Annotated in this window: 24 protein-coding genes and 2 tRNA genes; 16 read left to right on the top strand and 10 right to left on the bottom strand. The window is 54.0% G+C overall.

What is annotated here, in order from left to right:
• The first annotated feature begins 110 nt into the window (after positions 1 to 110).
• The 11 genes from VNZ60_RS12830 to VNZ60_RS12780 all read left to right on the top strand — a co-directional run bounded on the left by VNZ60_RS12830 (position 111) and on the right by VNZ60_RS12780 (position 8,469).
• Positions 111 to 380 carry a type B 50S ribosomal protein L31 gene (locus VNZ60_RS12830; RefSeq protein WP_325659707.1) on the top strand — a complete coding sequence of 90 codons (270 nt, stop codon included), beginning with the start codon at positions 111 to 113 and terminating at the stop codon, positions 378 to 380.
• A gap of 234 nt (positions 381 to 614) precedes the next feature.
• Positions 615 to 2,333: an ArnT family glycosyltransferase gene (locus tag VNZ60_RS12825; protein WP_325659705.1), complete on the top strand. Its 1,719-nt coding sequence runs from the start codon at positions 615 to 617 to the stop codon at positions 2,331 to 2,333.
• Positions 2,334 to 2,432: 99 nt separating this feature from the next.
• Positions 2,433 to 2,519: transfer RNA gene (locus VNZ60_RS12820), tRNA-Leu, on the top strand.
• 174 nt (positions 2,520 to 2,693) lie between these two features.
• Positions 2,694 to 3,920, top strand: a complete 1,227-nt coding sequence (locus VNZ60_RS12815; protein ID WP_325659703.1) for a tyrosine-type recombinase/integrase — start codon at positions 2,694 to 2,696, stop codon at positions 3,918 to 3,920.
• An 82-nt stretch (positions 3,921 to 4,002) separates the two neighbouring features.
• Positions 4,003 to 4,554, top strand: a complete 552-nt coding sequence (locus tag VNZ60_RS12810; protein WP_325659701.1) for a hypothetical protein — start codon at positions 4,003 to 4,005, stop codon at positions 4,552 to 4,554.
• 128 nt (positions 4,555 to 4,682) lie between these two features.
• Positions 4,683 to 4,880 (top strand): helix-turn-helix transcriptional regulator, encoded by a 198-nt coding sequence (locus tag VNZ60_RS12805; RefSeq protein WP_325659699.1) that lies wholly within the window; start codon positions 4,683 to 4,685, stop codon positions 4,878 to 4,880.
• A gap of 2 nt (positions 4,881 to 4,882) precedes the next feature.
• Complete coding sequence (locus tag VNZ60_RS12800) at positions 4,883 to 5,194, top strand: helix-turn-helix domain-containing protein (protein ID WP_325659697.1); 312 nt, start codon at positions 4,883 to 4,885, stop codon at positions 5,192 to 5,194.
• Positions 5,195 to 5,894: 700 nt separating this feature from the next.
• Positions 5,895 to 6,116, top strand: coding sequence for a hypothetical protein (locus VNZ60_RS12795; protein ID WP_325659695.1), 222 nt, complete (start codon positions 5,895 to 5,897; stop codon positions 6,114 to 6,116).
• A 157-nt stretch (positions 6,117 to 6,273) separates the two neighbouring features.
• A complete protein-coding gene (locus VNZ60_RS12790; RefSeq protein ID WP_325659693.1) occupies positions 6,274 to 6,555 on the top strand; it encodes a hypothetical protein in 282 nt (93 codons plus the stop codon).
• Positions 6,556 to 6,628: 73 nt separating this feature from the next.
• Positions 6,629 to 7,771, top strand: a complete 1,143-nt coding sequence (locus VNZ60_RS12785; RefSeq protein WP_325659691.1) for a phage major capsid protein — start codon at positions 6,629 to 6,631, stop codon at positions 7,769 to 7,771.
• Between the two features lie 320 nt (positions 7,772 to 8,091).
• Entirely contained in the window at positions 8,092 to 8,469 is a 378-nt protein-coding gene (locus tag VNZ60_RS12780) for a hypothetical protein (RefSeq protein ID WP_325659689.1), read from the top strand.
• Positions 8,470 to 8,792: 323 nt separating this feature from the next.
• Here the strand turns inward: VNZ60_RS12780 and VNZ60_RS12775 are convergent, their stop codons facing one another.
• Positions 8,793 to 9,116 carry a hypothetical protein gene (locus tag VNZ60_RS12775; protein WP_325659687.1) on the bottom strand — a complete coding sequence of 108 codons (324 nt, stop codon included), beginning with the start codon at positions 9,114 to 9,116 and terminating at the stop codon, positions 8,793 to 8,795.
• A gap of 331 nt (positions 9,117 to 9,447) precedes the next feature.
• On the opposite strand from VNZ60_RS12775, the gene VNZ60_RS12770 reads away from it, so the two are divergent.
• From VNZ60_RS12770 to VNZ60_RS12760, 3 genes are all read left to right on the top strand, one after another.
• A complete protein-coding gene (locus tag VNZ60_RS12770; RefSeq protein ID WP_325659685.1) occupies positions 9,448 to 10,152 on the top strand; it encodes a hypothetical protein in 705 nt (234 codons plus the stop codon).
• A gap of 422 nt (positions 10,153 to 10,574) precedes the next feature.
• Positions 10,575 to 10,650, top strand: a tRNA-Asn gene (locus VNZ60_RS12765).
• 304 nt (positions 10,651 to 10,954) lie between these two features.
• Positions 10,955 to 12,397 (top strand): aldehyde dehydrogenase family protein, encoded by a 1,443-nt coding sequence (locus VNZ60_RS12760; protein WP_325659683.1) that lies wholly within the window; start codon positions 10,955 to 10,957, stop codon positions 12,395 to 12,397.
• 237 nt (positions 12,398 to 12,634) lie between these two features.
• On the opposite strand, the gene VNZ60_RS12755 is transcribed toward VNZ60_RS12760, so the two are convergent.
• Positions 12,635 to 13,531, bottom strand: a complete 897-nt coding sequence (locus VNZ60_RS12755; protein WP_325659681.1) for a LysR family transcriptional regulator — start codon at positions 13,529 to 13,531, stop codon at positions 12,635 to 12,637.
• Between VNZ60_RS12755 and VNZ60_RS12750 the strand changes: the two genes are divergently transcribed.
• Positions 13,530 to 15,095, top strand: a complete 1,566-nt coding sequence (locus VNZ60_RS12750) for a parallel beta-helix domain-containing protein (RefSeq protein WP_325659679.1) — start codon at positions 13,530 to 13,532, stop codon at positions 15,093 to 15,095. The genes VNZ60_RS12755 and VNZ60_RS12750 overlap by 2 nt on opposite strands.
• Positions 15,096 to 15,230: 135 nt before the next feature.
• Positions 15,231 to 16,454 (top strand): SO2930 family diheme c-type cytochrome, encoded by a 1,224-nt coding sequence (locus tag VNZ60_RS12745; protein WP_325659677.1) that lies wholly within the window; start codon positions 15,231 to 15,233, stop codon positions 16,452 to 16,454.
• Positions 16,455 to 16,911: 457 nt separating this feature from the next.
• Here the strand turns inward: VNZ60_RS12745 and VNZ60_RS12740 are convergent, their stop codons facing one another.
• From VNZ60_RS12740 to VNZ60_RS12705, 8 genes are all read right to left on the bottom strand, one after another.
• The gene (locus tag VNZ60_RS12740) at positions 16,912 to 17,631 is read right to left on the bottom strand and encodes a DUF2968 domain-containing protein (RefSeq protein WP_325659675.1); all 720 of its coding nucleotides are present in this window, start codon (positions 17,629 to 17,631) and stop codon (positions 16,912 to 16,914) included.
• Positions 17,632 to 17,770: 139 nt separating this feature from the next.
• The gene (locus VNZ60_RS12735) at positions 17,771 to 19,138 is read right to left on the bottom strand and encodes a sigma-54 dependent transcriptional regulator (protein WP_325659673.1); all 1,368 of its coding nucleotides are present in this window, start codon (positions 19,136 to 19,138) and stop codon (positions 17,771 to 17,773) included.
• Between the two features lie 96 nt (positions 19,139 to 19,234).
• Positions 19,235 to 20,956 (bottom strand): pilus assembly protein TadG-related protein, encoded by a 1,722-nt coding sequence (locus tag VNZ60_RS12730; protein WP_325659671.1) that lies wholly within the window; start codon positions 20,954 to 20,956, stop codon positions 19,235 to 19,237.
• Between the two features lie 67 nt (positions 20,957 to 21,023).
• On the bottom strand, positions 21,024 to 21,431 hold the full coding sequence (locus VNZ60_RS12725) for a DUF3613 domain-containing protein (protein WP_325659669.1): 408 nt from the start codon (positions 21,429 to 21,431) through the stop codon (positions 21,024 to 21,026).
• 47 nt (positions 21,432 to 21,478) lie between these two features.
• The gene (locus VNZ60_RS12720; RefSeq protein WP_325659667.1) at positions 21,479 to 22,384 is read right to left on the bottom strand and encodes a tetratricopeptide repeat protein; all 906 of its coding nucleotides are present in this window, start codon (positions 22,382 to 22,384) and stop codon (positions 21,479 to 21,481) included.
• Positions 22,381 to 23,337 carry a type II secretion system F family protein gene (locus VNZ60_RS12715; RefSeq protein WP_325659665.1) on the bottom strand — a complete coding sequence of 319 codons (957 nt, stop codon included), beginning with the start codon at positions 23,335 to 23,337 and terminating at the stop codon, positions 22,381 to 22,383. The genes VNZ60_RS12720 and VNZ60_RS12715 overlap by 4 nt, the downstream gene beginning before the upstream one ends.
• Before the next feature lie 50 nt (positions 23,338 to 23,387).
• On the bottom strand, positions 23,388 to 24,317 hold the full coding sequence (locus tag VNZ60_RS12710) for a type II secretion system F family protein (protein WP_325659663.1): 930 nt from the start codon (positions 24,315 to 24,317) through the stop codon (positions 23,388 to 23,390).
• A gap of 2 nt (positions 24,318 to 24,319) precedes the next feature.
• Entirely contained in the window at positions 24,320 to 25,675 is a 1,356-nt protein-coding gene (locus tag VNZ60_RS12705) for a TadA family conjugal transfer-associated ATPase (RefSeq protein ID WP_325659661.1), read from the bottom strand.
• Positions 25,676 to 25,752 lie beyond the last annotated feature (77 nt).

Raw genomic sequence — 25,752 nt, 5'->3', positions numbered from 1 at the left:
TTTATTGTATAATTTGCGGTTTTCCACCCCCGGCAAGTGATCGACAATCGGGTCAAGAAGCAAGACGACCGACGAAGTGATTGATTGGCTACCACTCAATTGAGGCAATTATGAAAGACGGCATTCACCCAAATTACCGCGAAGTTCTGTTCCACGACGTCTCGAACGATTTCAAGTTCATCACGCGTTCGACTATCCAGACTCGCGAAAACACCACTTACGAAGGTAAAGAATATCCTTTGGTGAAGATTGAAGTTTCGTCGGAATCGCATCCGTTCTACACCGGTCAACACAAAATCGTCGACACCGCTGGTCGCGTCGACAAGTTCCGTAAGAAATTCGGTACTGTCGGCTCCAAGACTTCGATCGCAAATACTTAATTCGATCGTCTGTTTAAAAAGGCAGCTGCGGCTGCCTTTTTTTATTTATCGGGATGGGTAGCGAGAGCAGAATCCTGCGCGCAGCACAGCGTTACCGCTCACTCTTTGGTAAATCGTAAAGAAATGTGTGTTTGCTTGAGAATATCAAGCACAAAAACTACTCTCAGCAATAGCGAAGTACCTTGCTATCCGGCACAATACCCAGCAATTCAACATTGATCAAACACCATTGTGATGAAGCCCGTCCGTCTTCCCGCCTCCGCCACTAGCGCACTGCCACGCTGGGGCTTGTGGGCGCTTGGATTGCTGTATATTCTGCCCGGCCTGATCGGGCGCGATCCATGGAAAAATGAAGACGCTTCCAGCTTCGGTATCGCCTGGACCATGGCCCACGGCGGCATCGTCGATTGGCTGGCGCCGAATATCGTCGGCCTGCCCATGTCCGGCGAAAGTCCGCTGACTTATTGGATAGGCGCGATTTGCATCAAATTATTCGGCTGGCTGCTGGGCGATCCGCTCGCAGGCCGATTGCCGGCAGTCGGTTTTTTCCTGGTCGGCTCGCTATCGGTCTGGTACGCGACCTACTTGTTGGGACGGCGCAGCGAAGCACAACCGCTAAGACTGGCCTTCGGCGGCCAGCCGGAACCTCAGGATTTCGGTCGCACCCTGGCCGACGGCGCGTTCTTGATTTATCTCGGCTGCCTCGGCCTGTTATTGCAAAGTCACGAACCAACCGCCAAAAATCTGCAAGTGTCGCTGGTGGCTTTTTCAATCTATATCGCGGTACGCCTGTTTGACGCGCGCAGTCTGCGTAGCGCGGCGCTGCTCGGTCTCAGCTTCGGCCTGCTGATACTGAGCCGCGGATGGCTGCTGCCGCTGGCCTTGCTGAGCGGTCTGCTGACACTGGCGCTGATACGCGAAAAAACTATCGCCAGAGACTTGCTGCTGATGACCTTGCCGGTCACATTGCTGGTTGCCGCTACCTGGTTCATCGCCAGTTACGCGCTGTTGCCAGGCGCCGTGTATCGCTTTGCTGCCTGGGAGGCTTTCAATCTGCGGCAATTAAGCTGGCCGAGCTGGACCGCATTATCGTATTACTTTAAATACGGTATCTGGTTTGCGTGGCCGGCATGGCCATTCGCCGGCTGGGCGGTATATGCCTGGCGCCAGCAGCGCTCGACCTTGCATATCGCATTGCCGCTGGCATTTTTCATCAGCCTGACCGTCATGCTGCTGCTCAATCCGCATCCAGAAGATGGCATTTTGCTGCCCTTGCTGCCGCCACTGGTGATTCTGGCTGCATTCGGTTTGCCGACCATGAAGCGCGGTGCGATCAATGCAGTGGACTGGTTCTCGGTGATGACCTTGACCGCATGTGCGGCATTCATCTGGCTAGCCTGGATCGCCAAAGAAAGCGGCTGGCCGACGCAGATTGCCAGGAATGTCTACAAGCTGGCGCCGGGCTTTAAACCTGACTTCAACCTGATCGCGCTGGTGATAGCCCTGCTCGGCTCGATATTCTGGATCTTGCTGGTTAACTGGCGCCTGTCGCGCCGGCCGGCGGTGCTGTGGCGCGCTGTAGTGCTGTCTTCGGGCGGTGTGATTCTGTGCTGGCTGCTGTTGACTACCTTGTGGCTGCCTTGGATCAATTACAGCAAGAGCTATGCCGGTGTAGCCGCGCAAATCGATCAGCATCTGCCAGCCGTCAAACAATGCGTCGACACCAACGTCGGCCCGGCGCAGCGGGCGTCGTTTGCCTATTTCGGCGACATCCCGTTCGGCACATACGGTCAGCCGCATTGCGATTTCCTCCTGTATCAAGACAATATCTCGGTCAAATCCGACGACGCGATCTGGCGTGAATTCAAAGGCGAATGGAAGCTGCTGTGGACCGGCCGTCGGCCGTCGGATCGCGATGAACGCTTCCGTCTGTTCCAGCGGGTTGGCAACTAGCCATTGGCTGACAGCAGGCAATGCATACAGAGAAAAATGAATTCATGCGCAAAGGCTATTGATCGCGCCTAAGAAATCAGTCATAATAGCGGACGCGTTGCCGAGATGGCGGAATAGGTAGACGCACGGGACTCAAAATCCCGCGCTGGAGACAGCGTGCCGGTTCGATTCCGGCTCTCGGCACCAAGAACATGTTTCACCCTGTATCATATAAACTCAAAACCCGCATGCTTCTTGGCATTGCGGGTTTTTTGTTGTCTTAAGCCAGTTCAAGCAGTAACATAAGATACCAACAAATTGATGGTACTTTTGTTGGTACTTTTCAAAACCCGAAAACGAGATACCAACACGGGGGACGTAATGGCGCTGACAGACACGTTCGTTCGACAGGTAAAGCACAGCGGTGCGCCGACAGGCGACAAGCACACCGATGGCGGCGGCATGTATCTGCTTGTGAAAGCAGGCGGCAAATATTGGCGCATGAGTTATCGATTTACCGGCAAGCAAAAAACGCTGGCGCTGGGTGTTTATCCCGCAGTGTCGCTCGCGAAGGCCAGAAAGCGGCGCGGAGAGGCGCGCGAATTACTGGCAGACGGCATCGACCCCGGTCAAGCTAAACGCGACGACAAACAAAGCAAGGCATTTGCGGCAACGCACACCTTTGAATCTGTGGCGCGGACGTGGCTGGAAAAGACTGCCGCTGACCGCGCACAAAGCACGCAAAAAAAAATAACTGCGTGGCTGCAACACGACGTGTTTCCATTCATCGGAAAGATGCCTGTTTCCACGATCAAGCCGCTCGACGTGTTGACGACCGTTCAAAAAATGGAAGCACGGGGCGCTATTGATTCCGCACATCGGGTAAAACAGATATGCGGGCAAGTCCTTCGATATGGCGTGGCTACCGGATTAATAGAACGCGACGTGACGGCAGACCTGAAAGGCGCACTGTCCGTCGTCCCGAAGGCGAACTATGCCGCCATCACGGAACCAAAGCAAGCCGGGCGCTTGCTGCGCTCGATATTCGAATACACCGGTCACCCCTACGCTGTCGCAGCGTTGAAGTTAGCTCCGCTGGTGTTTGTGCGACCGGGCGAACTACGTTCGGCAGAATGGGCGGAAATTGACCTTGACGCGGCAGAGTGGCGTATCCCCGGCAGCAAGATGAAAATGAAAATCGACCACCTTGTGCCGCTATCAATGCAGGCAGTGGAGATTTTGCGCAGTATTCAAATCATGACCGGCAAAGGAAAATATGTTTTCCCCAGTATACGTACCGGCGAGCGGTGCATGTCTGAAAACACGATCAATGCAGCATTGCGCGCTATGGGATACAGCAAAAATATCATGACTGGACACGGGTTCAGGGCAATGGCGCGTACTATCTTAGACGAGGTGTTAGGCGAACGGGTGGACCTAATCGAACATCAGTTAGCACATGCTGTGAAGGACCCGAATGGACGCGCCTACAATCGAACAGCCCACTTACCTGCCCGCCGCGAGATGATGCAGCGCTGGGCCAACTTTCTGGACAAGCTGCGCAACGGCGCGGATGTGGTACTTATCAGCCGCAAAACCGGAGCCTGACCCAATGCGCCCAAAGAATCTACTCAAACACCCATACCGCGCACACGGTGGATGGCTTCGTTCCAGCGAGGCTTCCACACCAATGGACGAACTCGATCGCATCATCGCCAGAGCACGCAGCCGGTATCAGGCACAACCGCCGAGCGGACAAGACATGCGAGAAACGCTACGTGCGTTGAGCAGGACACCGGATGAAGCGATGCCGCGCTCCGTCGCCAATTTGGATCAAGGCATCAAGGCGGCGGTAACAACTGCGGCACTTAAGCATTTCCGCCAATCGAACCCTGCCGCTATATTCGTCGGGTTAGGTGATGTGACACCGGCGGATATTCGTGTGGCGGCGAAAGCGGCGAGGCGAGCCTTGCCACGAATGGACGGGCGGCGTAACAAGGCCCAGCGCGACGAGGACTTTGCGTTGGAACTAGGACAATATTGGCTCAAGTCCGGTGGCAATCGGCTGACCGTCACCAAAAAATCCGATAACGCCAAAAATTCCGCATTCCTCATTTGGGCGCTGGATATGTTCCACAGCGCCGGTCGCGAAATCAGTTCCGACAACCTAGCTCCGATCCTGCGCCGCGTGAAAGAGAAAATCGACCAAAACCCGCACGGCGTAACGCTTGCGGCGGGGTAAGTTTCCCACCTTATCTTTTTCTTGAACAACTACCTAAGCTGCACCCAACGCATAAGAAATCAGCGCGTTTTAAGGGGAAACATCCAGTAACCCCGGCGTGTTGAGGCAATGTGCGTCGGGGGGAGCATATGCCGCATTACTACCGAATCAGCGACTTAGCAAGCACACCTAAAAAAAGGGGAAAGCTGCCCGTATCCGCTGCAACCATTTGGCGCTGGTGCAAAGCCGGAACTTTTCCAGCACCGTTCAAGCTGAGTGCGAATGTTACCGTTTGGAATAGCGAGGAAATCGACCAATTTCTCGCGCAACGCGCAGGAGGTCATTAGCAATGATCTCAAAAAAAACAAAAGCCGCCGGGCTGGGGAGCGTGGCGGCTCTCAAGAAAGCACTCCAACCAAATTATGCTCCGCTCGCTGCCGAGGTGCAAGCTACCACGGCGGAATCGGTGATTCTGTCGATTTTGAAATCGGGGAACAGCCTGAATCAGTTCGAGGCCGAGCGCTTTCGCGACCATTGCTTGCATTCGACCATATCAACGCTGCGCGCCAAAGGTTTTCTTTTCCGCGATGAGTGGGAATGGGTTAATTCGCGCTTCGGCAAAGATGTCTGCGTTAAGCGCTATTCCTACATCGGCTCCTAGTATGGCTAACGGTCGCAACACCAGTAAGAAGGGCGATTCAGGACGCGATGCGGGCTGGTTTGTAGCTCTGCCTTGGTCTGTTCTGGATTGTCCCGCCTACGCGGCTTTATCGCATTCTGCGCGGGGTCTGCTTTTCGAAATTGCCCGCCAGTTCGTTCGCGATAACAACGGTCGCTTGCTGTGTTCTTACGCTTACCTTGCGAAACGCGGCTGGAAAAGCAAAGACGTAATTACGCGGGCCAAAAACGAGTTGCTTATGGCAGGTTTTATTTTCGAGACAGTGAAAGGGATGCGGCCTAATAAAGCTAGTTGGTTCGCTGTGACGTGGCGGAGGTTGGACAAATTGCCGGGTTATGACGCTGGTGCTGCCGCCGGTTTCGAGCGTAGCGCGTATATGAAACACGTCCCGATAAAAAAAACGAGCCGTAGCCCGCCTGACCGGCCAAAGAGGTGCGTCATTGGCCCGTCCGACAGGTAAGACACGGAGCCGTCTAGCCCGTCAGACGGGTCTATCAAACCTGTTTCAAGCGCCCGCTCTAGCCCGTCTGACGGGCACCATCTAGATATGCCATCTGTACGCGCAAAACAAACAGAAATTAAAGGAATAACCGTTATTGAAATTTAACGTCAAGCAAAAAGCAACGACCGTTTAACAGATGTTCAACCGCAGTTCCGATTATCAAAAAAAAAGGAATCAATCATGAACCTGACTGACATTCTCAATGACGCCGTAAGCGGAAAAATCGCCAACTGGACCGGCGAAAAATGGGCCGAAGCCAATCGCGTTCTGACTGGCGCATCTGATCGTGAGGCGGCGGACGTGTTGTATAAGTTCACCCTCGAAAAAATGCGCGCTGCCCATTCTGTCAAGATCTTGAAATACACCGCAATGGCACAGGCATGCAAAAGTCTCTTCCATTAATCGCCGTGCGTCGCGTCTGGCGTAAGCCGCTCGCGGTCAAAGACGTGGCTATGCTGAAACGTGACGTGGAAACGGCATTGCGTTTCGCCGGGTGGAGTAAGAGTCAGGCGACGCAGACCGCATCATTGTTTTACTCCGACCTGCGGCGGTTTTGGTGATGAAACGCGCGCCCAATTCTGAGTTCGTCACGGCATTGCTCGATGCGATGCCGACGCCGCAAGCGCGGTTGGTGTGCATCTCTGTTCTGGCGCGGTGGGCAGGTGCATCGATCTATCTACCTACTGAATCGAAGACTATGCGTCGTTGGCGGGCGGCGGCGCACATGCTTGCAAACGGAATGACGGGTGGTGAAATCGCAGAAGCCTTGCGTGCGCGTTTCGGTGTCAGCGCGCGCACGGCGTGGCGCGATGTTGAAAAAGTAAAGCGTCAATCCACCTAGAAATTTGTCATCACTGAAACGACATTATCTGAATTGAAGCTGATAACTCCTTTCCAAATTCCGGGAGTTTTCAGTGGACCTTCATCAAGAATTTATACAGGCCATCGAGGATGGCAACAAGGTTATTTTCGATCTTAAAAATCGCGTCGATCACCTTGAAACAAAAGACGCAAAGGCGAACCGGCCACACTTTGGCGGCGGTGGTGAGGACTTCTCGCTGGATGCCACGGCACACAAAGCCGCCTTCCGCAAATACTTGTGTAAGGGCGAATCGCAGGGCTTGAGTGAGTTGCAAAGCAAGGCTATGAGCGTCGGCAGCGGAAATGACGGCGGGTATACTGTTCCCAAAATTATCGACAGCATGCTGGAAAATTTGGCAGTTAATATCTCGCCGATTCGCGCGATTTCGACAGTCGTGCAATGCTCAACTCAGGACTATCACAAACTGGTTAATTTGCGCGGCACGCAAAGCGGCTGGGTCGGTGAAAGTGAATCCCGCCCCTTAACTAACACACCTCAACTCGCTGATATCGCTCCTCCTTTCGGAGAAATTTTTTGTAATCTCAGCGCCACGCAGCAGATGCTTGATGACTCGTTTTTCAATGCCGAACAATGGCTTGCGGAAAACGCCGCCACTGAGTTTGCAAGGGCTGAAGGGCAAGCTATGGTGTCAGGCAATGGCATCAATCAGCCGGTCGGCTTTCTGTTCAAACCGACTTCCGCCACACCCGACGGTGTACGCGCATTCGGCACGTTAGAGCATGTGGCGACGGGCGTCTCCGGCGCATTTAAGACATTGACCAGCACCGTCAACCCGGTTGATGACTTGTTCACTCTGGTTGGAAAGTTGAAAGCGGAATATCGCAAGGATGCTTGTTTTGTAATGAACAAGGCTACGCTTTTTCAAGTCACAAGTTTTAAAGACTATCAAGGCCGTTACGTGTTCAATCCGACGACCGCGCCCGGTCAGCCGGACACCTTGCTCGGCTATCCGATATACGAAGCAGAGGACATGCCCGGCATCGCAGCGAATTCCGCGTCCATCGCCTTTGGAAATTTTAAGCGCGGTTATCTTGTGGTCGATAGGATTGGTACGCGGGTTCTCAGAGATCCGTTTTCGGCAAAACCTGCGGTCACCTTTTATATTACAAAAAGATTGGCTGGGTGTATCCAGAACAGTGAGTGCATCAAAATTTTGAAATTCTCAACGACCTAAATTAGTACCGTCGACAGCACGGCGCGCAAGCGGTAGCTGTCATCGGGTCACTCATGAGTGCCGACATTTAACCTTGAGAGCCAGCGGTGCGCCAACTTCCTTTCGGCAGCGCACGCGGCTGGCAACTATCAGAGACGATATAAGCGCCGCACTATGCGATTGGAGTGATGGGTGTTAATGATGGCTTAAGCGCTGCCCTAGACGCCGCTGCGTGCCTTCCTGCACCGGGTAGGGGGCATGCAATACCTGTGACCTGACCGCGCAACACTGTTCGCCAGCAACGATTTTTGCACTGACAAAATTAACCTTTTGAAAATCATATGGCCCGCCCACGCACACCCACCAAAATTCTTGAGCTACGCGGCGCTATGAAGGCGCATCCTAACCGCGCAAGGCCCAACGAACCGAAACCAGCGGGAGCGATTGGCGCTTTCACGGAAGGCCCGACAGGTCTTTCGGAAATCTGGGATGAAATCGTCGGGCAGGCTGCGTCTGGCGTGTTGACAGTCAGTGATCGCCTTGCGCTTGAATTGATTTGCAGACTGATTGCTGAAATTCGGCTCAAGCCTGACGAAATCGCTGTTGGTAAAGTTGCGGCTCTTTGTAATCTGCTTGGCCGGTTTGGGCTGACACCTGCTGATAGGTCGAAGGTATTGGTACTCGATGCTTCGATTCCCGATGAATGGGCGGATTTTTAACCATTTTTTGAGCGACGCAATCGACCCACAGTAGCCGTTCAGTTTTTTTGTCCCAATGACAGCAGTGCACCGTTAGCGGGCAGTCAAGTTTTCACTCGGGCATCCAAATAGTTGATAGAATGAAATTAATCTTGGTGAACGTTTTGTCCATTCGGTTATACCTTTTGTTTTCTGGGTATAACTGATTTGAGCTAGGCTCCGTAAGGCTTTCCAGAGAAAAGAAACTTGCGACCCAATTTTGGTCGCCGGTTAATTTTGCAAAATGAAAATTAAATCACGTTAAGGCATGTATGATCCGTTTTACTTGAGAGGTACCATGAAAATCATATTTCCTCTTCTACTTCTATCCTTGGCTGGTTGCGACCAATTCCATCCCGCTCCTGCGGCACAACCGTATCCGCCATCGCGATATCAAGTTGTTGCCGTTGAAAATGAGCACGCATGGAAACTTGACACGCAAACAGGCGATATGTGGCTGTGTGTCTGGCCGCCCTTGCAGCAACCGCTTTGCCGCAAAGCCAAGATGGAATGATTTCCCATCCGTCAGACTCGGCGAGCTTACATATACCATGAACATCGACGACACTAAACGTGAATTGGCTCACTGTGCTTAAAGGACCCAAAAGATTGAAACCGTCTAAATTCATTTGGCTCAGCGCCGTTGGCCTTCTATCCGCATGCGCAAGCTCAGCACCTACGAAGATTGGCGCTGACACCTACTACTCATCAAAGACCAACACCGCTGGAATATTCGGTGATGTATCCGCCGTTGCTGGCAACCTGATGGCAGAAGGAAATCAGCACTGTGCGTCCATGGGGAAAGAGTTTGAACTGGTCACTCAGTCAACAACGCAGAATATTCCTGGCGTCCGGTTCGGCGGCGCATCGATAACCTTTAAGTGCGTCGACCACGCAATGAACCCAGTCATGCGTCCAGACAAGGGCGTATCTACAATTGAAACAAGATAGCCGTCAGATATGAGCCGCCCAAGCAATCAAGCCGTCGAACGGTATTACTTCGAACTATTCCGGTCACACTATGAAGTGCCAGACGGTGATCTTGTGTTCACGGACAAGCCAGACGTAATCGTGCGTGGAACGCAAACGATTGGTGTTGAAATTGCGAACCTTTATCTTGCCAGTGGCGCAGACTCGGCGAGCGAACAAGTGCAGCGTGTGCGTAGGCTACAAATTCTTGAACGTGCTCAGGCGCTACATCTTGCTTCAGGTGGGAGGCATATCGAACTGTCGGTGGGCTTCAACCCGGAATACCCAATTCAGGAGCTGGAACCAGTTGCTCTGGCGCTCGCCGCTATCGCAACGAAGGTAGAAGACTCACCGTCTGGGCAGGTAAGCCGTATGCTGTTTGAGCATGTGCCAGAGTTGCGCTTCCTCTATCACAACCAGAAAGAGTACGCAGACGCAAAGTGGCGCCCCGTCCAAGGCTACAGTGTTCCTGCTCTCTCGCTCGAACGTCTTCGCGTGCTCGTTTCTAACAAAACCAAGAAGCTGCGTAATTACCAGCCCTGCGATTTCTACTGGCTATTACTTGTAGTGGACTTCATGGACCCCGCGCAAGATCAAGATTTCCAATGGCCAGCAGGAGAAGTGCTCGAAAAATCGCCATTTGAGCGCATCCTTCTGTACAAGCCGCAGTTCGGGCAAGTGGTGCAGGTTCCGTAATGACGGCCAGCCCTGCGTTCGAGGCGAACTTCGGCTATACGGCGCGACATCTCGACTGTCCCTTCATGGCTGTGGATTCAACCGGTGGATGCAACACACCGCTATAACTGTTCATTGGTTGGTTTTTATTTCGACGATGCGCTGAAAGCGTCGGCGTCGGTCGGAGCCAGATTTTCAGGTTTCGGGTCAATGCTGCCGCCTCTAATCATCCCATCTCAAGCCATTGCAATGATCCAATAGTGAGGTTACTTTCCGATTTGTTGGTACTTTTGTTGGTACTTTCCAAAAGAAAATTAAAAAAACCCAGAATTCATGCGGGTTATGGCTTGATATTCGATTCCGGCTCTCGCACCAATGAATATAAGGCTCTCAGACTTGAGGGCCTTTTTTCATTGTTTCCGCAAAAATAATTATTTCCTAATTCCCTGATAGCTCAGTTGGTTGGGCGCCGGGCAGTTAATCCGCAGGCCCCTGGTTCGAGTCCAGGTCGGGGAGCCAGAATACATAAGGGCCTACAGCGATGTAGGCCCTTTTCTGTTTAGGGCTGTGTAAGCGCATTGTCAGCAGCCAAACCAAATGCGTGTCAGACCTAGGTGAGTAGCCGCGCCCTTTACTCACAGAGACCGGGATGTTCTTGTCGTTAAATGCGACATATGCTAGCTTTCGCAGTCCGGTATTTATTATTAACCACTGCCTGTGTCGGACCAAGAGTACAAATTCAATCTCCGCTTAGATTATTACTGATTCCCGATGGCAGAAAAATCTCGTTATCGAATATAACCGCTAGCACCAAAGGCAAACCATGAACAGAATAGTTACCGTTGCCGATACCGAATTTGATCCGACTCGCCAGGAGATCCAGCGCGTATTCGATGCCCAAGGAGCCACTGCCCTGCGCTTGCGGCAATCGGGCAAAGCCGAGCGTCTGCTGAAGATCAAAAAATTGAAGAGTGCGCTGTTGGCGCATAAGGACGAGGTAATTGCCGCCGGGTTTGCCGATTTTGGCAAACCGGCCGCCGAGGTAGAGCTGACCGAAATCCTGCCGGTGATCGCCGAGGCCAATGACGCCATCCGCAAACTGGGCGGCTGGATGAAACCGAAGAAAGTCTGGCCTTCGCGCATGATGATCGGTACGTCGGCGTATACCCAATACGAACCCAAAGGTCGGGTGCTGATCGTGGCGCCGTGGAATTATCCGGTGAACCTGAGCCTGGGGCCGCTGGTGTCGGCACTGGCGGCGGGCAATACGGTGATCATCAAGCCGTCGGAAATGACGCCGCATGCTTCCGCCGTGATCGGCAAAATCATCCGTGCCGCATTTGGCGAAGATGAAGTGGCGATGTTCGAGGGCGATGCGCCGGTCGCACAGGCGCTGCTTGACCTGCCTTTCGATCACATCTTCTTCACCGGTTCGCCGGCTGTCGGCAAAATCGTCATGGCTGCGGCGGCCAAGCATCTGACCAGCGTCACGCTGGAGCTGGGCGGCAAATCGCCAACCATTGTTGACGAGACGGCGGATCTGCAAGCTGCGGCCCAAAATATCCTGTGGGCCAAGTTCACCAACAATGGCCAGACCTGTATCGCGCCTGATCATATCTATGTCCACGCCAGCGTCAAGGAGGCTTTTCTCGGACATTGCGTGACAGCGCTGGAGAATGCCTATGGCAAGGGAGCGCAGCAAGTCGAGAGCACGAATCTGGCGCGTATCGTCAATCAACGTCATACCGCTCGTATCAAAACCCTGCTGGACGACGCCACCGCGCGTGGTGCGCGAGTGGTCACCGGTGGTGTGGTCGATGAGGCCCAGCGTTACATCGCGCCAACCCTGTTGGACAGCATTCCGGACGACGCCAGCATCATGCACGAAGAAATTTTCGGGCCGCTGCTGCCGATTATCAGCTATGCGCAGTTGGATGCGGTGATTGCCCGCATCAACGCCGAACCCAAGCCGCTGGCCCTGTATGTCTGGAGCCGTAAGCAGGCGAATATCGCCAAGGTGATGCAGCAGACAACCTCGGGAGGCGCTTGCATCAACCACTGCGTGGTGCAATTCATACACGGCAACCTGCCTTTCGGCGGCGTCAACAATTCCGGTATCGGCAGCTCTCACGGCCACCATGGTTTCCTGGCGTTTTCGCACGAGAGGGCGGTGGTGCGCAACCGCATCATGCTCGCCAAAATGTTCTATCCACCCTATACGGACTTGACGCGCAAACTGATCGCCTTGTTCGTCAAAACGGTCTGAACATCGGCAATAGAAGCACTACCGTTTGGAATCACTCGCCTGTTGGCCAATCGACGCCAGGCGTCCCGGATGCCAGTGTCCGCCCGGCAGCGTTGGGATGCACCGTCCGCCTGTTATTGATCGGCCCGCGCGGCATCACCACACGGCGATAGTTTTTTGGAGGGCAAAGATGAGAGAAAAATCCGAATCACTCCACGAGTGACGCTACGCAAAGATCCAACCTATAGCATTAAAAAGTCACAGCGACATCATTCTATCGACGATCATCTGCTCCAACAAATTCGACACCAAGGCAATGCTGCGCGCTCGCATCCGGACGATCCCAAAATGCACATTCATCGCCGGCAGATCCTCTACATGTAAAGCACGTAATTGGCCGCACTCCAATTCTTCGCGCAATACAAAATTTGTCGAAAAAAGGCAGGCATTGCTGTTTTGAGTTATACCCTTAAGAATAGTGACATCGTCACAGATTAACTTCACGTATTCCTTTGCCTTCAGCCCCAATTTATTCCAGGCGCGCTCTTCCAGCATCGTAGGTATGCTTGGTAACGCCAGGTGATACTGCAATAGCGCGCTCACCGTAGTTGTCGGCCCTGCGCATAGAGGATGATCAGGGCGCACAAAAAATCCTGCATCCTCTTTGTCTAACCAGCGAGTCGTAAAATCGGCCTGCTGCCGCAAGCCCCGCACATCTGCCACAAAAAAATCAATCTGCTCTGCCTGCAACTGCCGCAATAACTGGTCGGCGCCGGCAACATATGTGCGAACGCTTATCTTTGGGTGCGTTTCCATAAACTGAGTCAACAGTGATGGCAACAAGATCCCCGACGGAAAGGAGCTCAACCCAAACGAAATTTCGCCGTATTCCCCGCCCTTCAGCAAATCCACATCGCGCATGAACGCGCGCGTCTCAGATAGCAAATTCTGCGCATGACGCGCCACCACCCGACCGGCACTAGTCAGCAGAACAGCCTTCGGCGTTCGCTCAAACAACACCAAATCCAACTCTTTTTCGAGTGTCTGAATACTGCGCGAAAACGCCGACTGGGAAAGGTGTGAACGCTCGGCGGCTCGGGCAAAACTACCCTCTGCTGCCAAGGCCAGCATATGTTGTAATTTTCTGGATTCCATGTCTCTGTTTTTTTTATTTTCAAGCCAGATGCAAACAATGCATCACATGAGCTTTAAGAATGCATTGGATATTGTTGGAAATCAAGGCTTTAATTACGCCAAAGCAAAAAACCGTGGCACAGATAGTGCCCTCATAAAAGGATGGAGACGATTGATGATGCAATTCCAATTTCGTTCGCGCGTCATGACAGCCGCGATAGCCACCGCCCTCGCAGCCTGTAGTGACGGCGGGCTCAATAGCAACACCGCGACAACGCCCGATAACGCGAGCAGCACTATCAAGGTGACTGCCTCTCAGATGAATGACAGCGATATGAGCAACATCCTTTATCAAGTCAAACCAGGCAGCACTATCATTCTGCCCTCAGGAAAATTCAAGTTTGATGGCCCGCTGACCATGAATACCGATGCCATCACGATCACTGGCCAAGGTAGCGGCAACGATCCTTCCAAAAACACCATATTGTCTTTTTCTGGAGCCTCTTCAAAAAATGGCTTTCAAGCCTTTAACGTGAAAGGCATCACGCTTAAGAATTTTGCGGTGGAAGATGCGGTCGGAAATGGCGTGTTTGTTTCAGCTTCATCGAACGTGACGATGGATGGCCTGCGGGCGGAATGGACCAACGATCCGATTCATACTTCGCAAATGGCCTATGGCTTGTATCCAGTCAATTGCAAAGGTGTAATCGTCAAAAACAGCAAGATCGTCGGCACCCGCGATGCCGGAGTGTATGTGGGGCAATCGGAGAATATTCGCGTACAAAAAAATGAAGCCTATCTGAATGTGGCCGGCATCGAAATCGAGAACTCTGACAATGCCATCGTCGAGGACAACGACATCCACGACAACACCGGCGGCATCTTGGTATTTTCCTTGCCAGGCACCTCCTATGTCATAAAAAAGGGTGCGAATACAAAGGTGCAAAACAACCATATTTATCGCAACAATACCCCGGTAGCGGCGAATGCCACTGGCTATGTGACCGCCGTTCCGCCGGGGACCGCGGTGATGGTATTGGCTGCCGATAATACCGAAATACTGAACAACAGCATCGAAGACCATAAAACCACCAGCATTCTGGCCATCAGCTTCCAGGCTACCGGCATCGCCTATAACGACCCCAAGTACGAACCCTATGTGCATAGCGTATATGCGCACGCCAACACGATTTCCAAATCGGGCTATGCGCCCGGTGGCGCTTTTGCCGATCCAAAACTGCTCAAACCTGTCGTGGACGGTTTGTTTGCGCAACTAAAATCATTCGCTCAACCTGAACAACTGGCGTACGGCATTTGGGACGGTATTGTCGACCCCGATCCGGCCATGGGCAGTGGTACTGCGAGTGATGGCAGCGGTGGCGTGCTCAAGCCCGAGTTCGCAATCTGCGTCAAAGGCAACACCCTTGACACACCATTTTTAGATGGCTTGCTGTCTTATGAAAGCATGGATCTGAATCTTTTGGGATTGTTAGCCGGAAGCGCGCAAGGGCCAAACTTTCCTTTCCCTACCCGTATGAATTGCACTGTCAGCATGCCTGCAATTCCTGACATGCCAGTTTTTTGATACTACATGCCACGATAAAGAACCGCTTTGGCATGAATCAAATGCAGAAAAATCACTGACAAATCAGGCGATTTTTTTAAAAAAATAACCAAAGAACACACGCACGCAGTACCTGCGTTGGTACGGAGAATACGTATGAAAACCACACACACCTTTGCACGCCCCCTGATATTTTCCGTCGTTTTGTTAGCTGCATCCACCCTGTTGATTAGTTGCGGCGGTGGAAACGGGAGCGGGAGCGGAAGTGACTCATCCGCCGCCAATACCGAGTCGATCAAAGTATTTGACAAATACACAGCTCCAGCCAATCTTTCGTCTTGGAAGTTCTTGCTGTCTGATGGGCAGACCCTAAAATTGAATGCGGGTGCAGTACCGTATGATTTGAATTCAAGCCTGTTCTCTGACTACACCTACAAATTCCGCGCCATCTATGTACCGGACGGCAAACAAATCACCTATAACGCCGACACCACTTTCGATTTCCCCGTTGGCTCGGTGATCATGAAAACCTTCTACTATCCGAAAGCCGTCTCCAGCGATCCTGCCTTTATCGGCGCTGAACGCAACGGTCATCAGACCATTCAGGGAGAAAGCGTCGATCTCACAAAAAACCATTTGATAGAAACGCGGGTTTTGGTACGCCAACCTGACGGTAGTTGGGCCGGCCTGCCATATGTCTGGAATGACGATCAAAAAGATGCCAGGCTCAAAACCGGAGGCGCTAACGTTCAAGTGGAATTGGTTGCCGCTGACAACACGCGCGAACAATTCAAATATTCCGTGCCGAACGCGCAAGCCTGTCAACAATGCCACGCGACTGCTAATGCTGGCGGCAACGCCATCCTGCCTATCGGTCCCAAAGCGCGGAATATGAACAAATCGTATCAATATGAGAGTGGCTTGAAGAATCAGCTGGTCAATCTGGATGAGCTCAAAATCCTGGCAGGCTTTCCTGGCCTGAACAATTCGCCAAAAAATGCTGATTGGAGTGACGCCTCGCAAACTCTGCCTGAGCGGGCTCGCGCCTATCTGGATGTCAACTGCGCCCACTGCCACAGCACCACGGGACAAGCATTGCAAAGCGGCTTGTTCTTAGGCTTCAATGTGGTGAATGACGTCAGCGCATCCGGCAAATGGGGTGTATGTAAAAAGCCTCTGGCCTATGCTGGTCCCGGACTGCCGTATCAATACGATATCCAGCCTGGCAAGCCGGATGAATCCATCTTGGCTTACCGTATCAGCCACACCGATACAGAGGCTGTGATGCCTGTCATCGGACGCCATGTGAATCACACCGAAGGCGACGAGATGATTCGCGCTTGGATTACACAGCTGCCGCAGGCAGCGTGCCAGCCTTAGGATTTTGAAGTCGATACTGGATGAGTCGGGATTCAATGCGATTCCGGCTCTCGCACCAAAATGAATACGCCCCTGCATGGGGGCGTTTTTCATTTATACCAAATAATAAGTACTAGCAATTACCTTCAGCAATACCCCGCCGTACCCTTCCTTTTGTCCTGGATTGCCCTGACATTTTCTTCCTTGTGGATTTAATTGTCCCGTATTCTCCAAAGCTTCATCAGCCTGATACTGAAGTACAAGGCGATTCCGGATATGTGAAAATTGTGCGCGAACGAAGCAGCGTGGGGAGCTGCGCCCAAACCGTGCCAGGTGAGTGCCTGGTTAAAAAAGGTAAATCGTCACAGCAGAAGAATGTCTGCAAAAAAAATCGGGACGCGTCGATTTACGCCTCCCGATGTGTTTGCTACCGTGCGCCAAGAGCAGTTGCCAGGCACCGCACTGCCATACGGCTAAATTATTTTTTACCGCTCTTGGTATCGCCGAAATTGCTGTTATCCAGTACGATTTGCTGTGCTTCCAGCGTACGGATACGGTTTTGCAATCCCCGCAATTCGCCGCGCGCCGCTTGTTGTTTGGTGCTTAGCAGCTGCGCTTGCTGACGCGCCTGATCCTGTTGAACGGTGACGTTTTGTTCTTGCTGCTGTTGTACCACCAGATCGTTTTGCAAGGCGTTCAGACGGGTTTCCTGAGCCGCGATCAGCTGTTCGGTGTAAGTCTTTTCTGCCTCCAGCTTGATACGGCGGATATCTACCTCAGCCAGTTTTTCGGTCTGGCCGACAAAACTTTTGTAGATTTGTTCGGCCTGCGTATCCGACGTGGTTTTTACAACGCGCCAGAAATTCTTTTGCTGGAACAAGGCGACAAAATAAGTACGGCTATCCGACTTGAACAGCAGGCTGGCGCCGTAGTTACCGTTATAGGTGGTACGCAACTCGCTCACGCCCTGGCTCTGCATCAATTGCTGTAATTCGCTGATGGTGCTGTTGGCGCTGGGGCTGCTGGTGGCGCTGGTGGTGTTACCAAGCGCAGGCTTAACGGCGGTGGTCGAGGCTGGTACAGCAGTTGCTGGCGCGGGGCTGGCAGTAGACGATTGCGCCAGAGCGTTGATCGACAAGCCGGCAATGAGCATTCCCAGTCCTAGACCACGGACTGCATTGCGTACATTTACTTTCATCCCCTGATTCCTTCGCTAACATTAATTTTATCGGTATGAGCCACAGCTTGCCGCCAATTTTATCTGCAATCCTGTTGTTGCTGGGCACTGTTTTTATTTAAAACATCATTGTTGTTATTTTATCACCTCGCCCTGCCAATTATTCTGCCTCGCCGATTGCTTCGGTGTCGGCAATCTGGAATTTACGCATTTTTTCCCACAATACCTTGCGGCTGATGCCCAGCGCATGGGCGGTATCCTGACGCCGCCAGCCGTTGGCGTCCAATACGGAGAGAATGCGGCTGCGTTCCGCCAGATCCCATTTTTTTCGCACGGCCGTCAGATCATTGCCTACATTCACCGGCTCCATGGTGCCCAATCTATCGAACACACGATCGATGCGGACCCGGTCCCAGACGCCTAACTGGCGATAGATGATGCCGACCCGTTCGGCCACATTGCGCAGCTCGCGCACGTTACCCGCAAATTTTGCCGCTGCCACCAGTTCCAGCAACCAGTCCGGCGGCTCTGGGATCTGATCGTAAGTCTGCGCCAGCAAGGTGCTGAAAATCGCGATCTTGTCGACTCTGCCGCGCTCTTCCAGATTGGGCACGCGCAATTCGATCACCGCCAGCCGGTAATACAAATCGGCGCGAAACATGTCTTGCTGCACCTGTTCACGCAGATTGCGATTGGTCGCCGCCACCAGCCGGAAATCCAGCTTGACCTCGGTTTGCGAACCGAGCCTGGTGACAGTGCTTTGCTCCAGCACGCGCAGCAACTTGACCTGCTGATACAAAGGCAAATCGCCGATCTCGTCGAGGAACAGAGTACCGCCGTCGGCCTGTTCAAAATAACCTTTGTGCGCCAGCAAGGCGCCAGTAAACGCGCCCTTGGCGTGACCGAAAAACAGCGACTCGAACAAACCGTCCGGAATCGCGCCACAGTTGACGGCGACAAACGGCCCGTGGCGATAACGGCCGTGACGCTGGTGCAACAGCTGCGCGATGCGTTCCTTGCCGACCCCGGTCTCGCCGACGATCAGCACGCTGGATTCGCAATCGGCAAAAGCTTCAGCCTCGGCCACCAGCATCTGCATGCTTTCGGATTGCGCAATCAACGGCTGCGGCTTGTTATCGGCGCCGGTATTTGCGTGCAGCTCGGACGCCAGGCGAAACACCAGCTTGCGCAATTCGGCGCAGGTAAAGTCGAGCATCAGGATATGCGAATACTCGACCGGATACACGCGCGGATTGGCGGTGCGCCCCACTTCTGCCACCCAGATCACCGGCATGCCATGCGCTTTTTGCCAGTCGTCGGCGGAAAACTCTGAGTGCTCGATCACCGTCACCGAGATCACCGCCAGCGAAAGCCGCGAAGACACCTGGTCACGCGTCAACGCCATGCCGTCGGCACGAATCACCTCGATATCGAAACTCGCCAGACATTGCGAAATCCGGTCGGCAATATCCGACTTGCCTTCCCATACGTAGATGTCGAGACTTTCTTGCAAAGGTTTGTTTTGCATGGTCATTTCTTCTCAGTGTCCGTCGCTCAAAGTCGCTCAGGCTTGGCGATTTGGCGTAAACCGCGTTTTTCTATCACAGCAATCTCATCGCATAGCTCAATAAACCAGTTTCACGTTGCCGCAACTAATTGAGGAAAGGTTGAGCGTGCTTAGCCCGATGTTCAGTCCTAGCTGCGACGTCAGCTGATCAAGCAACGCGCCGACGCCAGACAAAACCGGATTTAACAAATTTCCCAGAGCGCCTAACAAAGTAGTCAGCGCCCCACTTAAGAGTCCCAAGGGATCAGCGTCCAGGCCGACCCAAAATTTCTGCGGCTGGATAGTCCCGCCTAATATGTCTTGCAATTTGGAGCCGACAGTCGCGGTATTGGAAGTAGATGGCGGCGGATACAAGGTAACGGCGGGATAAGTGGTACTCGGCGTAACGTTGATGCCGAGATTAAGTACTCCGGTAATCGCGTCAATCCGATTCGACGGGTTCGACGCCATATCGGCAGGGCAGGAAAGCGGCGAACTGGCAAGGGTTTGTCCCTTTGCCACACAGATGCCCGCGGTACTTGTCGTTATCCCGAATGTAGCGCTTTGCGGCGCCCTGCATTGCAAACTGTTGAGTGTAGCTTTGCCTGCCGCAAGATCAACGTAAATCGGGAGTTGCGCCACAGGAGGATATCCGGAAAGTAACGGCAATGCCTGAACATTGATTGCCAGCCGCAATTGGGCTGAAGTTGCCGTTGCGCCGACGCCGCCCACGGCCATCTGCGGCGGCTCGATTAGACTGAGTTGCAACACCACTTGTCCCAATCCCGGGAGATTTAGGTTTATATTTGAACTCACAAGATGATTCTTATTCGCGACCTGCAAGGTGCTGACATTTAACAAATCCAGAATATTGACTTGCGTATCCAGAGCGGCAACACCGTTGGCAGCACTCAGGTCCAAAATATCGCCGATTCTCAACAAGGTGCCGCCCAATGTTCCGGTGGTCAGGCTCCCCAGATCATTGCTTACGCTTGCCACCTGCGTTGGTGACAAGCCACTGGTGGACGCGTTCACCAGTTGCGCCAAGGTTACCTTGGTGTCTGCTACCTGACTGACGCTGCCGACATTCGCATTCAGCTTGCTTAGTACATTCAACAAGGACACTTGGGCTCCCAGCAATCCGCTATACGAGGCTGCCGACAAGCAAATATTGCTGCCTAAAAGACTACTCACCAGAAGCGACGACAACGAACCACTAGAACCGCACAAAGAGAGCAGTCCAGTCCCGAGAGAGAACGCCGCAGTTGGACTACTAGCCGAAGCAATCGCCTGAGCCGTGATGGTGCGCGCGCCCAAGCCAAAAAATGCCGGCACGGTCTGTGTCTCAACCACCTTCACCGCATTCAGGCTCGTTCCCGCAGTGGGGGTAGAGAAATAACTGGGAGCCAAGGCCAGATTGGCAACCGGATCCCAGAGACCGCAAGTTACGGTAATGGCATTTGACAGCGTATTCGGGGCGACAGTCGAGAAACCGTTTGCCTGCGCATTGCCAATCGCGGCCAGCACCGCCTGGTCGGTTGGCGCACATGTGACGGGGTTGCCTGGCGGTGGCGTGGTGCCGAGCTGTTGAGCACCTGCCAGCGCCGCCAGATCAGCAGTTTTTTGCAAATCGCGCCTCATGTAAAACATGTAGCCGATATCCACGGACGACAACAGGACCACGATCACAGACAGAAAAATCGCTGCCATCACAGCCACCGAACCATGTTGCCGTGGCCGTTCATGCCGCCTACCTTGAGCGACACGATGAGACGACAAATTGTTGATGGTTGAAGACATGGAATAAGTTCGGGAATAAGTTCGGGAATAAGTTCGCCTCGGATTCGGCATGTTCGTCGGAAAAATTTCAGTTCTTGTTTATCTTGGTTTCGAAGAATTCAGGCAGAGGATGTCTGAAGCTATCCAGATAGCGCTGCCAGCTGGCATCGGCGGTCACTCCCAGCATTGGCAGGCGCGGCCCGGCGACACGGCCATCTGCTTGTGCCTGCAGCAGAGTGCGGGTGACGTCGCCGACACGTATGCTTTCCTGAGACGTCTCCACGGCAGCATTTTCGAGCGGCGGGGCAGGAGCCGATGCAACAGCAGCCTTTGCTTTCGGTGCCGGGACCGCAGTTGTTGCGGCCGCAGGCTCCGGCATTAACTTGCCCGAGAGCGGCGATACATTCTGCGCCCGCGCCCCTGAAGCGCCGATTGCCGCCAGTAACACAGAAGCAAAAAGCAAGATGTGCGGCCGGAGAATTTCTTGCGCTTTCATTTTCTACCCCTTGAGCAAAAATTTAATTGCATGACACTGATTGAGATTCAGCCGCCATTGCCAAAACGATCCAGCATGGATTGAAACGGCGTCGCCGGCAGCGGCGCCGGATTTGCATTTTTTACCGTTGATGCGGCAGATTGATTCATGGCTGCCTGCCCATCGCTTGTGTTTTTTTGCAAGGCAACGGCAACTGGCTGCCGCTGACCGATTTCAGCTGCCAGGCCATATACTTTCGCGCGGCTCTCCGCCGACAAGGCCGCTTTATCCATTACCGCACGGGCTTTTTCGGCATCGCCGGTAACCAACAAGAGCAGCGCCAGATTGCCTATCATCTTGCGGTTATCCGGCGCCAGTTCAGCGGCTTGCGCCAGCGGCACCCGGGCGGCAGCGACGTCGCCGCTACGCAACAATGCGTAACCAAGATCGCTCAACATCACCGGATTGGTGGGTTCACGCTTCGCAGCTTCCCGCAGCGCCGTCGCGGCAACCTGGTAATCGCCGCTCTGCGCCGCCAACAATCCCAAACCGTGCCAGGCGCTGCTCGCTTCGGACGAATTCAGCAGTTTCCGATAAGCTGCATCCGCTGCCGCAGTCTGCCGCGTTTCGCGCAATGCGTCGGCGCGCAAACGCTGCAACTCAGGCGTGCTGCCATTTTGCTGTTCATAGGCGTCGATATGCGCCAGCGACGCAAAGTACATGCCCTGCTCCTGCATTTGCCGGATCAATCCCAGGTACATGCCTTTGTTGTCTGGCGTCGGCGCCTTATCCTCTGCCTCTTGACGCAGTTGCGCCGCTTCGTTTTGCTGCGCGTATACCTTGGCGGCGTTGCTGGCACAGCCTCCCAGCAAGCCTGTAGCAAATATCATCGAGAGTGGCAGCACCCATCGCCCGAAAACAAGCTGCTGCAGCGCATGCCTTTCGGCATTTGGCGGCTTCTGAAGATCAGTCATATATTCGCTCCCATTTTTGTCAGGGCCCGGATCACCGCCAGAAAACCCACGCCGCCGGTAATCACCAATAGTCCAGGCAGCAAGGTCATGACCATGACTCCGGTCATTTTTACTGTCAATTTCCCGACCTTTTCCTTCATGTCCAGCTTGCGTTGCTCGCGAATCCGCTCACTAAACTGCATAAGCGGCTCTTGCACCGCGCCACCGTGATGTTCCACCTGCACCAGCAGGCGCGCCACCGCGTGCAAATCTTCGTTGTCGAATATGGTGGAAAAACGTCGCATGGATTGCTCCCGGCTGCGCCCCGTGCTGTATTGACGGCCGGCGATAGCCAGCTCTTCTCCGAGCACCTTGAGAACATTACGGAACTCGTTTTCAATCACATGCAGACTCTGGTCAACCGACAATCCCACACCTTGCAACAAACGCAGCAAATCGATAAGCAAGGGCAATTCTTCGGCAGCCTGGCGCCGGCGCTTGAGCGCTACCCTCTGCATCACCCACTTGGGCAGCATATAACCCAAGGCGACGCCGAAAAATATGATCAGCAACAGGGATATCCATCCGCCGCGCTCGAACAGCAGCAAACCACACAACGGCAAGCCAACCGCCAGCACTACGCGCGCCGTAAAAAAAAGCGCTTTTCCCTGCATGTCGTTGACACCGCACTGATCCAGCAGATGCCGGTCTTCTTCAGCTACCAGCTGACGGCCCAATTGGGTATCAAGCCAATTGGCACTGAATGCAGCCAGGCGCTCGCGCCGGCTCGGCAGTTTTGCAACGGCGTTCAAGGCAGCCGCCGGCTTGTCACGAGACGCAATTTTCTGATCAATCGTAGCCAGGTTGCGCTTGAGCCGCCGCGCTCTTGCCAGCAGCGCAACGCCCATCAGCAATAAGGCCGCCGCCATCAGCAGGATCGCCAGGATGATCAGCGTATGTTGTGTTGTATTCACCGTATTTGTTCCGTATTTGTTCCATCCAAGGTCCGGCGCCGGCCATCCAGCTATATCGTTTTCGCCAATCTATACAAGCCGTAGACACCCAACACCTCCAGCATGACCGCGCCGATCATCATTTTTTTACCGATCGGGTCATGCCACATACCGGAAAACATATCGTTGTTAAAAATGATCAGGAACATGCCGATAGCGATCGGCAATACACCCATGATCCAGGCCGACAAACGAATTTCCGCGGATAAGGCGACCATTTCATTTTGCGCATGCTCAAGGTCGCGCATGAATGCGGCCATGCGTTCCAGAACCTGGTCGGAGCGTCCGCCAAAACGTGCCGAAACGCCAATCACGGCAGCCACCAGATCCAGCTCTTTGAAACGAAAAATCGCAGCTTGCTGACGTAGCGCGTGCTCCAGATCAACGCCCGCCTGTACCTGCCGGTTGGCGCGATCCAGGACCACTTTGAGCGGCCCCTCAGTGCCCGTTATGCCGGTCTGGAACGCGGAACCGATGCTATTTCCTATCGTGACCAGGCGCACCAAAGTATCCAGGAATCCTGGCAATTGCCGCACCATGGCGCGCTGCAATTTGGAAGTCCTTAGCCAAAAATAGAAAATCACCAGCATGGTGTACAACACCAGCGTCCCCAGTGCAGATATCCAGCCGCCCAGCACCAACGCCAGCAGGACCAGGGCCATGCCTGGCGCAACCAGCTGGCAATACAGCTTGCCGCTGGGATGCTGTATTCCGGCGCGCAAGAATAACCCGCGCAACGCTTCTATCTGCAGTTGTAATTGCGGCGGCGCTTGACCCGCCTCCTGTGGCTGCCCCTGGCTCTGCTGCATGCCTTGAATCTGCCGGTTCACGAAGGCGGCGCTGACGTCTTGCTGCGTGCGTTGCTGTGCCCGCTGCCACAGCCATAGCGCAGCGCCAGTCAACAATAAGGCCGCAGCAAGCAGCCAGAGAGCGATGTGCATGACTAACGCCTTCCCGGCAAACCGCCTGTGTTGTGCCCGTGGCCGCCGGTATTCGGATTAGCGCCGCTTTGCTGGCCGAGCTGGCGTTGCCGTTGCAATTTGGGTGCGTGCGGGAAGATGCCCAGCGATACCCAGCGGTCCGCTTCTTCGCCGTCCGCGCCGATATAGCTTTCGTGCCGATACAGTTCTTGCATGGTGATGATGTTGTCGCCCATGCCGGTGACTTCGGTAATCGAGACAATCCGGCGGCGGCCGTTGGAAAGCCGGCCGATTTGCACGATGAAATCAAGGGCGCCGGCAATTTGCCGCCTGAGGCTGCTTTCGCTGCCCTGGAAACCGGCGAACCCGGCCAGCATCTCAATCCGGTACAGGCATTCGCGCGGTGTATTGGCGTGAATCGTGCCCATCGATCCGTCATGACCGGTATTCATCGCCTGCAGCATTTCCAGCACCTCGGCGCCGCGCACCTCGCCGACGATAATCCGGTCCGGGCGCATGCGCAGGCTGTTGCGGATCAAGTCGCGGATGCTGACCGCACCGGCGCCGTCGAAACCGCCCAAGCGCGATTCCAGACGCACCACGTGCGGGTGATTGAGCGACAGTTCGGCGGTATCTTCCACTGTCACCACGCGTTCGTTTTCCGGGATGAAAAATGCCAGGGCGTTCAGCAAGGAAGTCTTGCCGGAACTGGTGCCGCCTGAGACCAGGATATTGCAACGGGCCTTGACCGCGTTCTCCAGCAACGCATAGATCTCTTCATTCATGGTGCCCAGATTGAGCAGATCGCTGGGCTTCAGCGGCTCTTTGCGGAATTTGCGGATCGACACCATCGGTCCGTCTACCGACAACGGTTCAATCACCACGTTCAGGCGGCCGCCGTCCGGCAAGCGGGCGTCGACCATGGGATTCGATTCATCCAGACGGCGCCCGAGCGGAGCCAGGATGCGCCTGACGATACGCAGCAGATGGGCGTTATCGGTAAAACGCAGCGTCTCGCGCTGCAAGATGCCGTGGCGCGAAACAAACACGTCGTTATAGCCATTGATCAGAATATCTTCGACCGTCATATCGGCCAGCAGATCTTCCAGCGGCCCCAATCCGGCCAGTTCCTTGGTCAGGGCGTCGGCAATCTGACGCACCTCGGCTTCATTCAAGGGAATCCGCTGCAGGCGGACAAAACCGTCGACATCGAGATTGACGAATTGCTGGATCGCGCTGCGCGACCAGCGGCCGAACTCTGCGCCCAGTTCTTCGATCCGCGTCAATAGATGATCGTAGGCCGCCGTCTTGATATCCTGGAATTCCTGCGTGTTGGAAAACGTTTGGTCGTCATCGGCAAATTCGATCTGGTTACTCACGTTTGTTTCTCCCGTCTTTTATCAGGGGCCGCCTTTTCCTGTCTTCCGCCTGCCTTGCCAGTTTCCTGAACAGGTTC

It is taken from the genome of Collimonas sp. (genome assembly GCF_035566375.1).
Taxonomy (GTDB): domain Bacteria; phylum Pseudomonadota; class Gammaproteobacteria; order Burkholderiales; family Burkholderiaceae_D; genus Collimonas.
The sequence above is the reverse complement of the archived record's forward strand: the minus strand, read 5'-3'. Positions and strand labels throughout refer to the sequence as shown.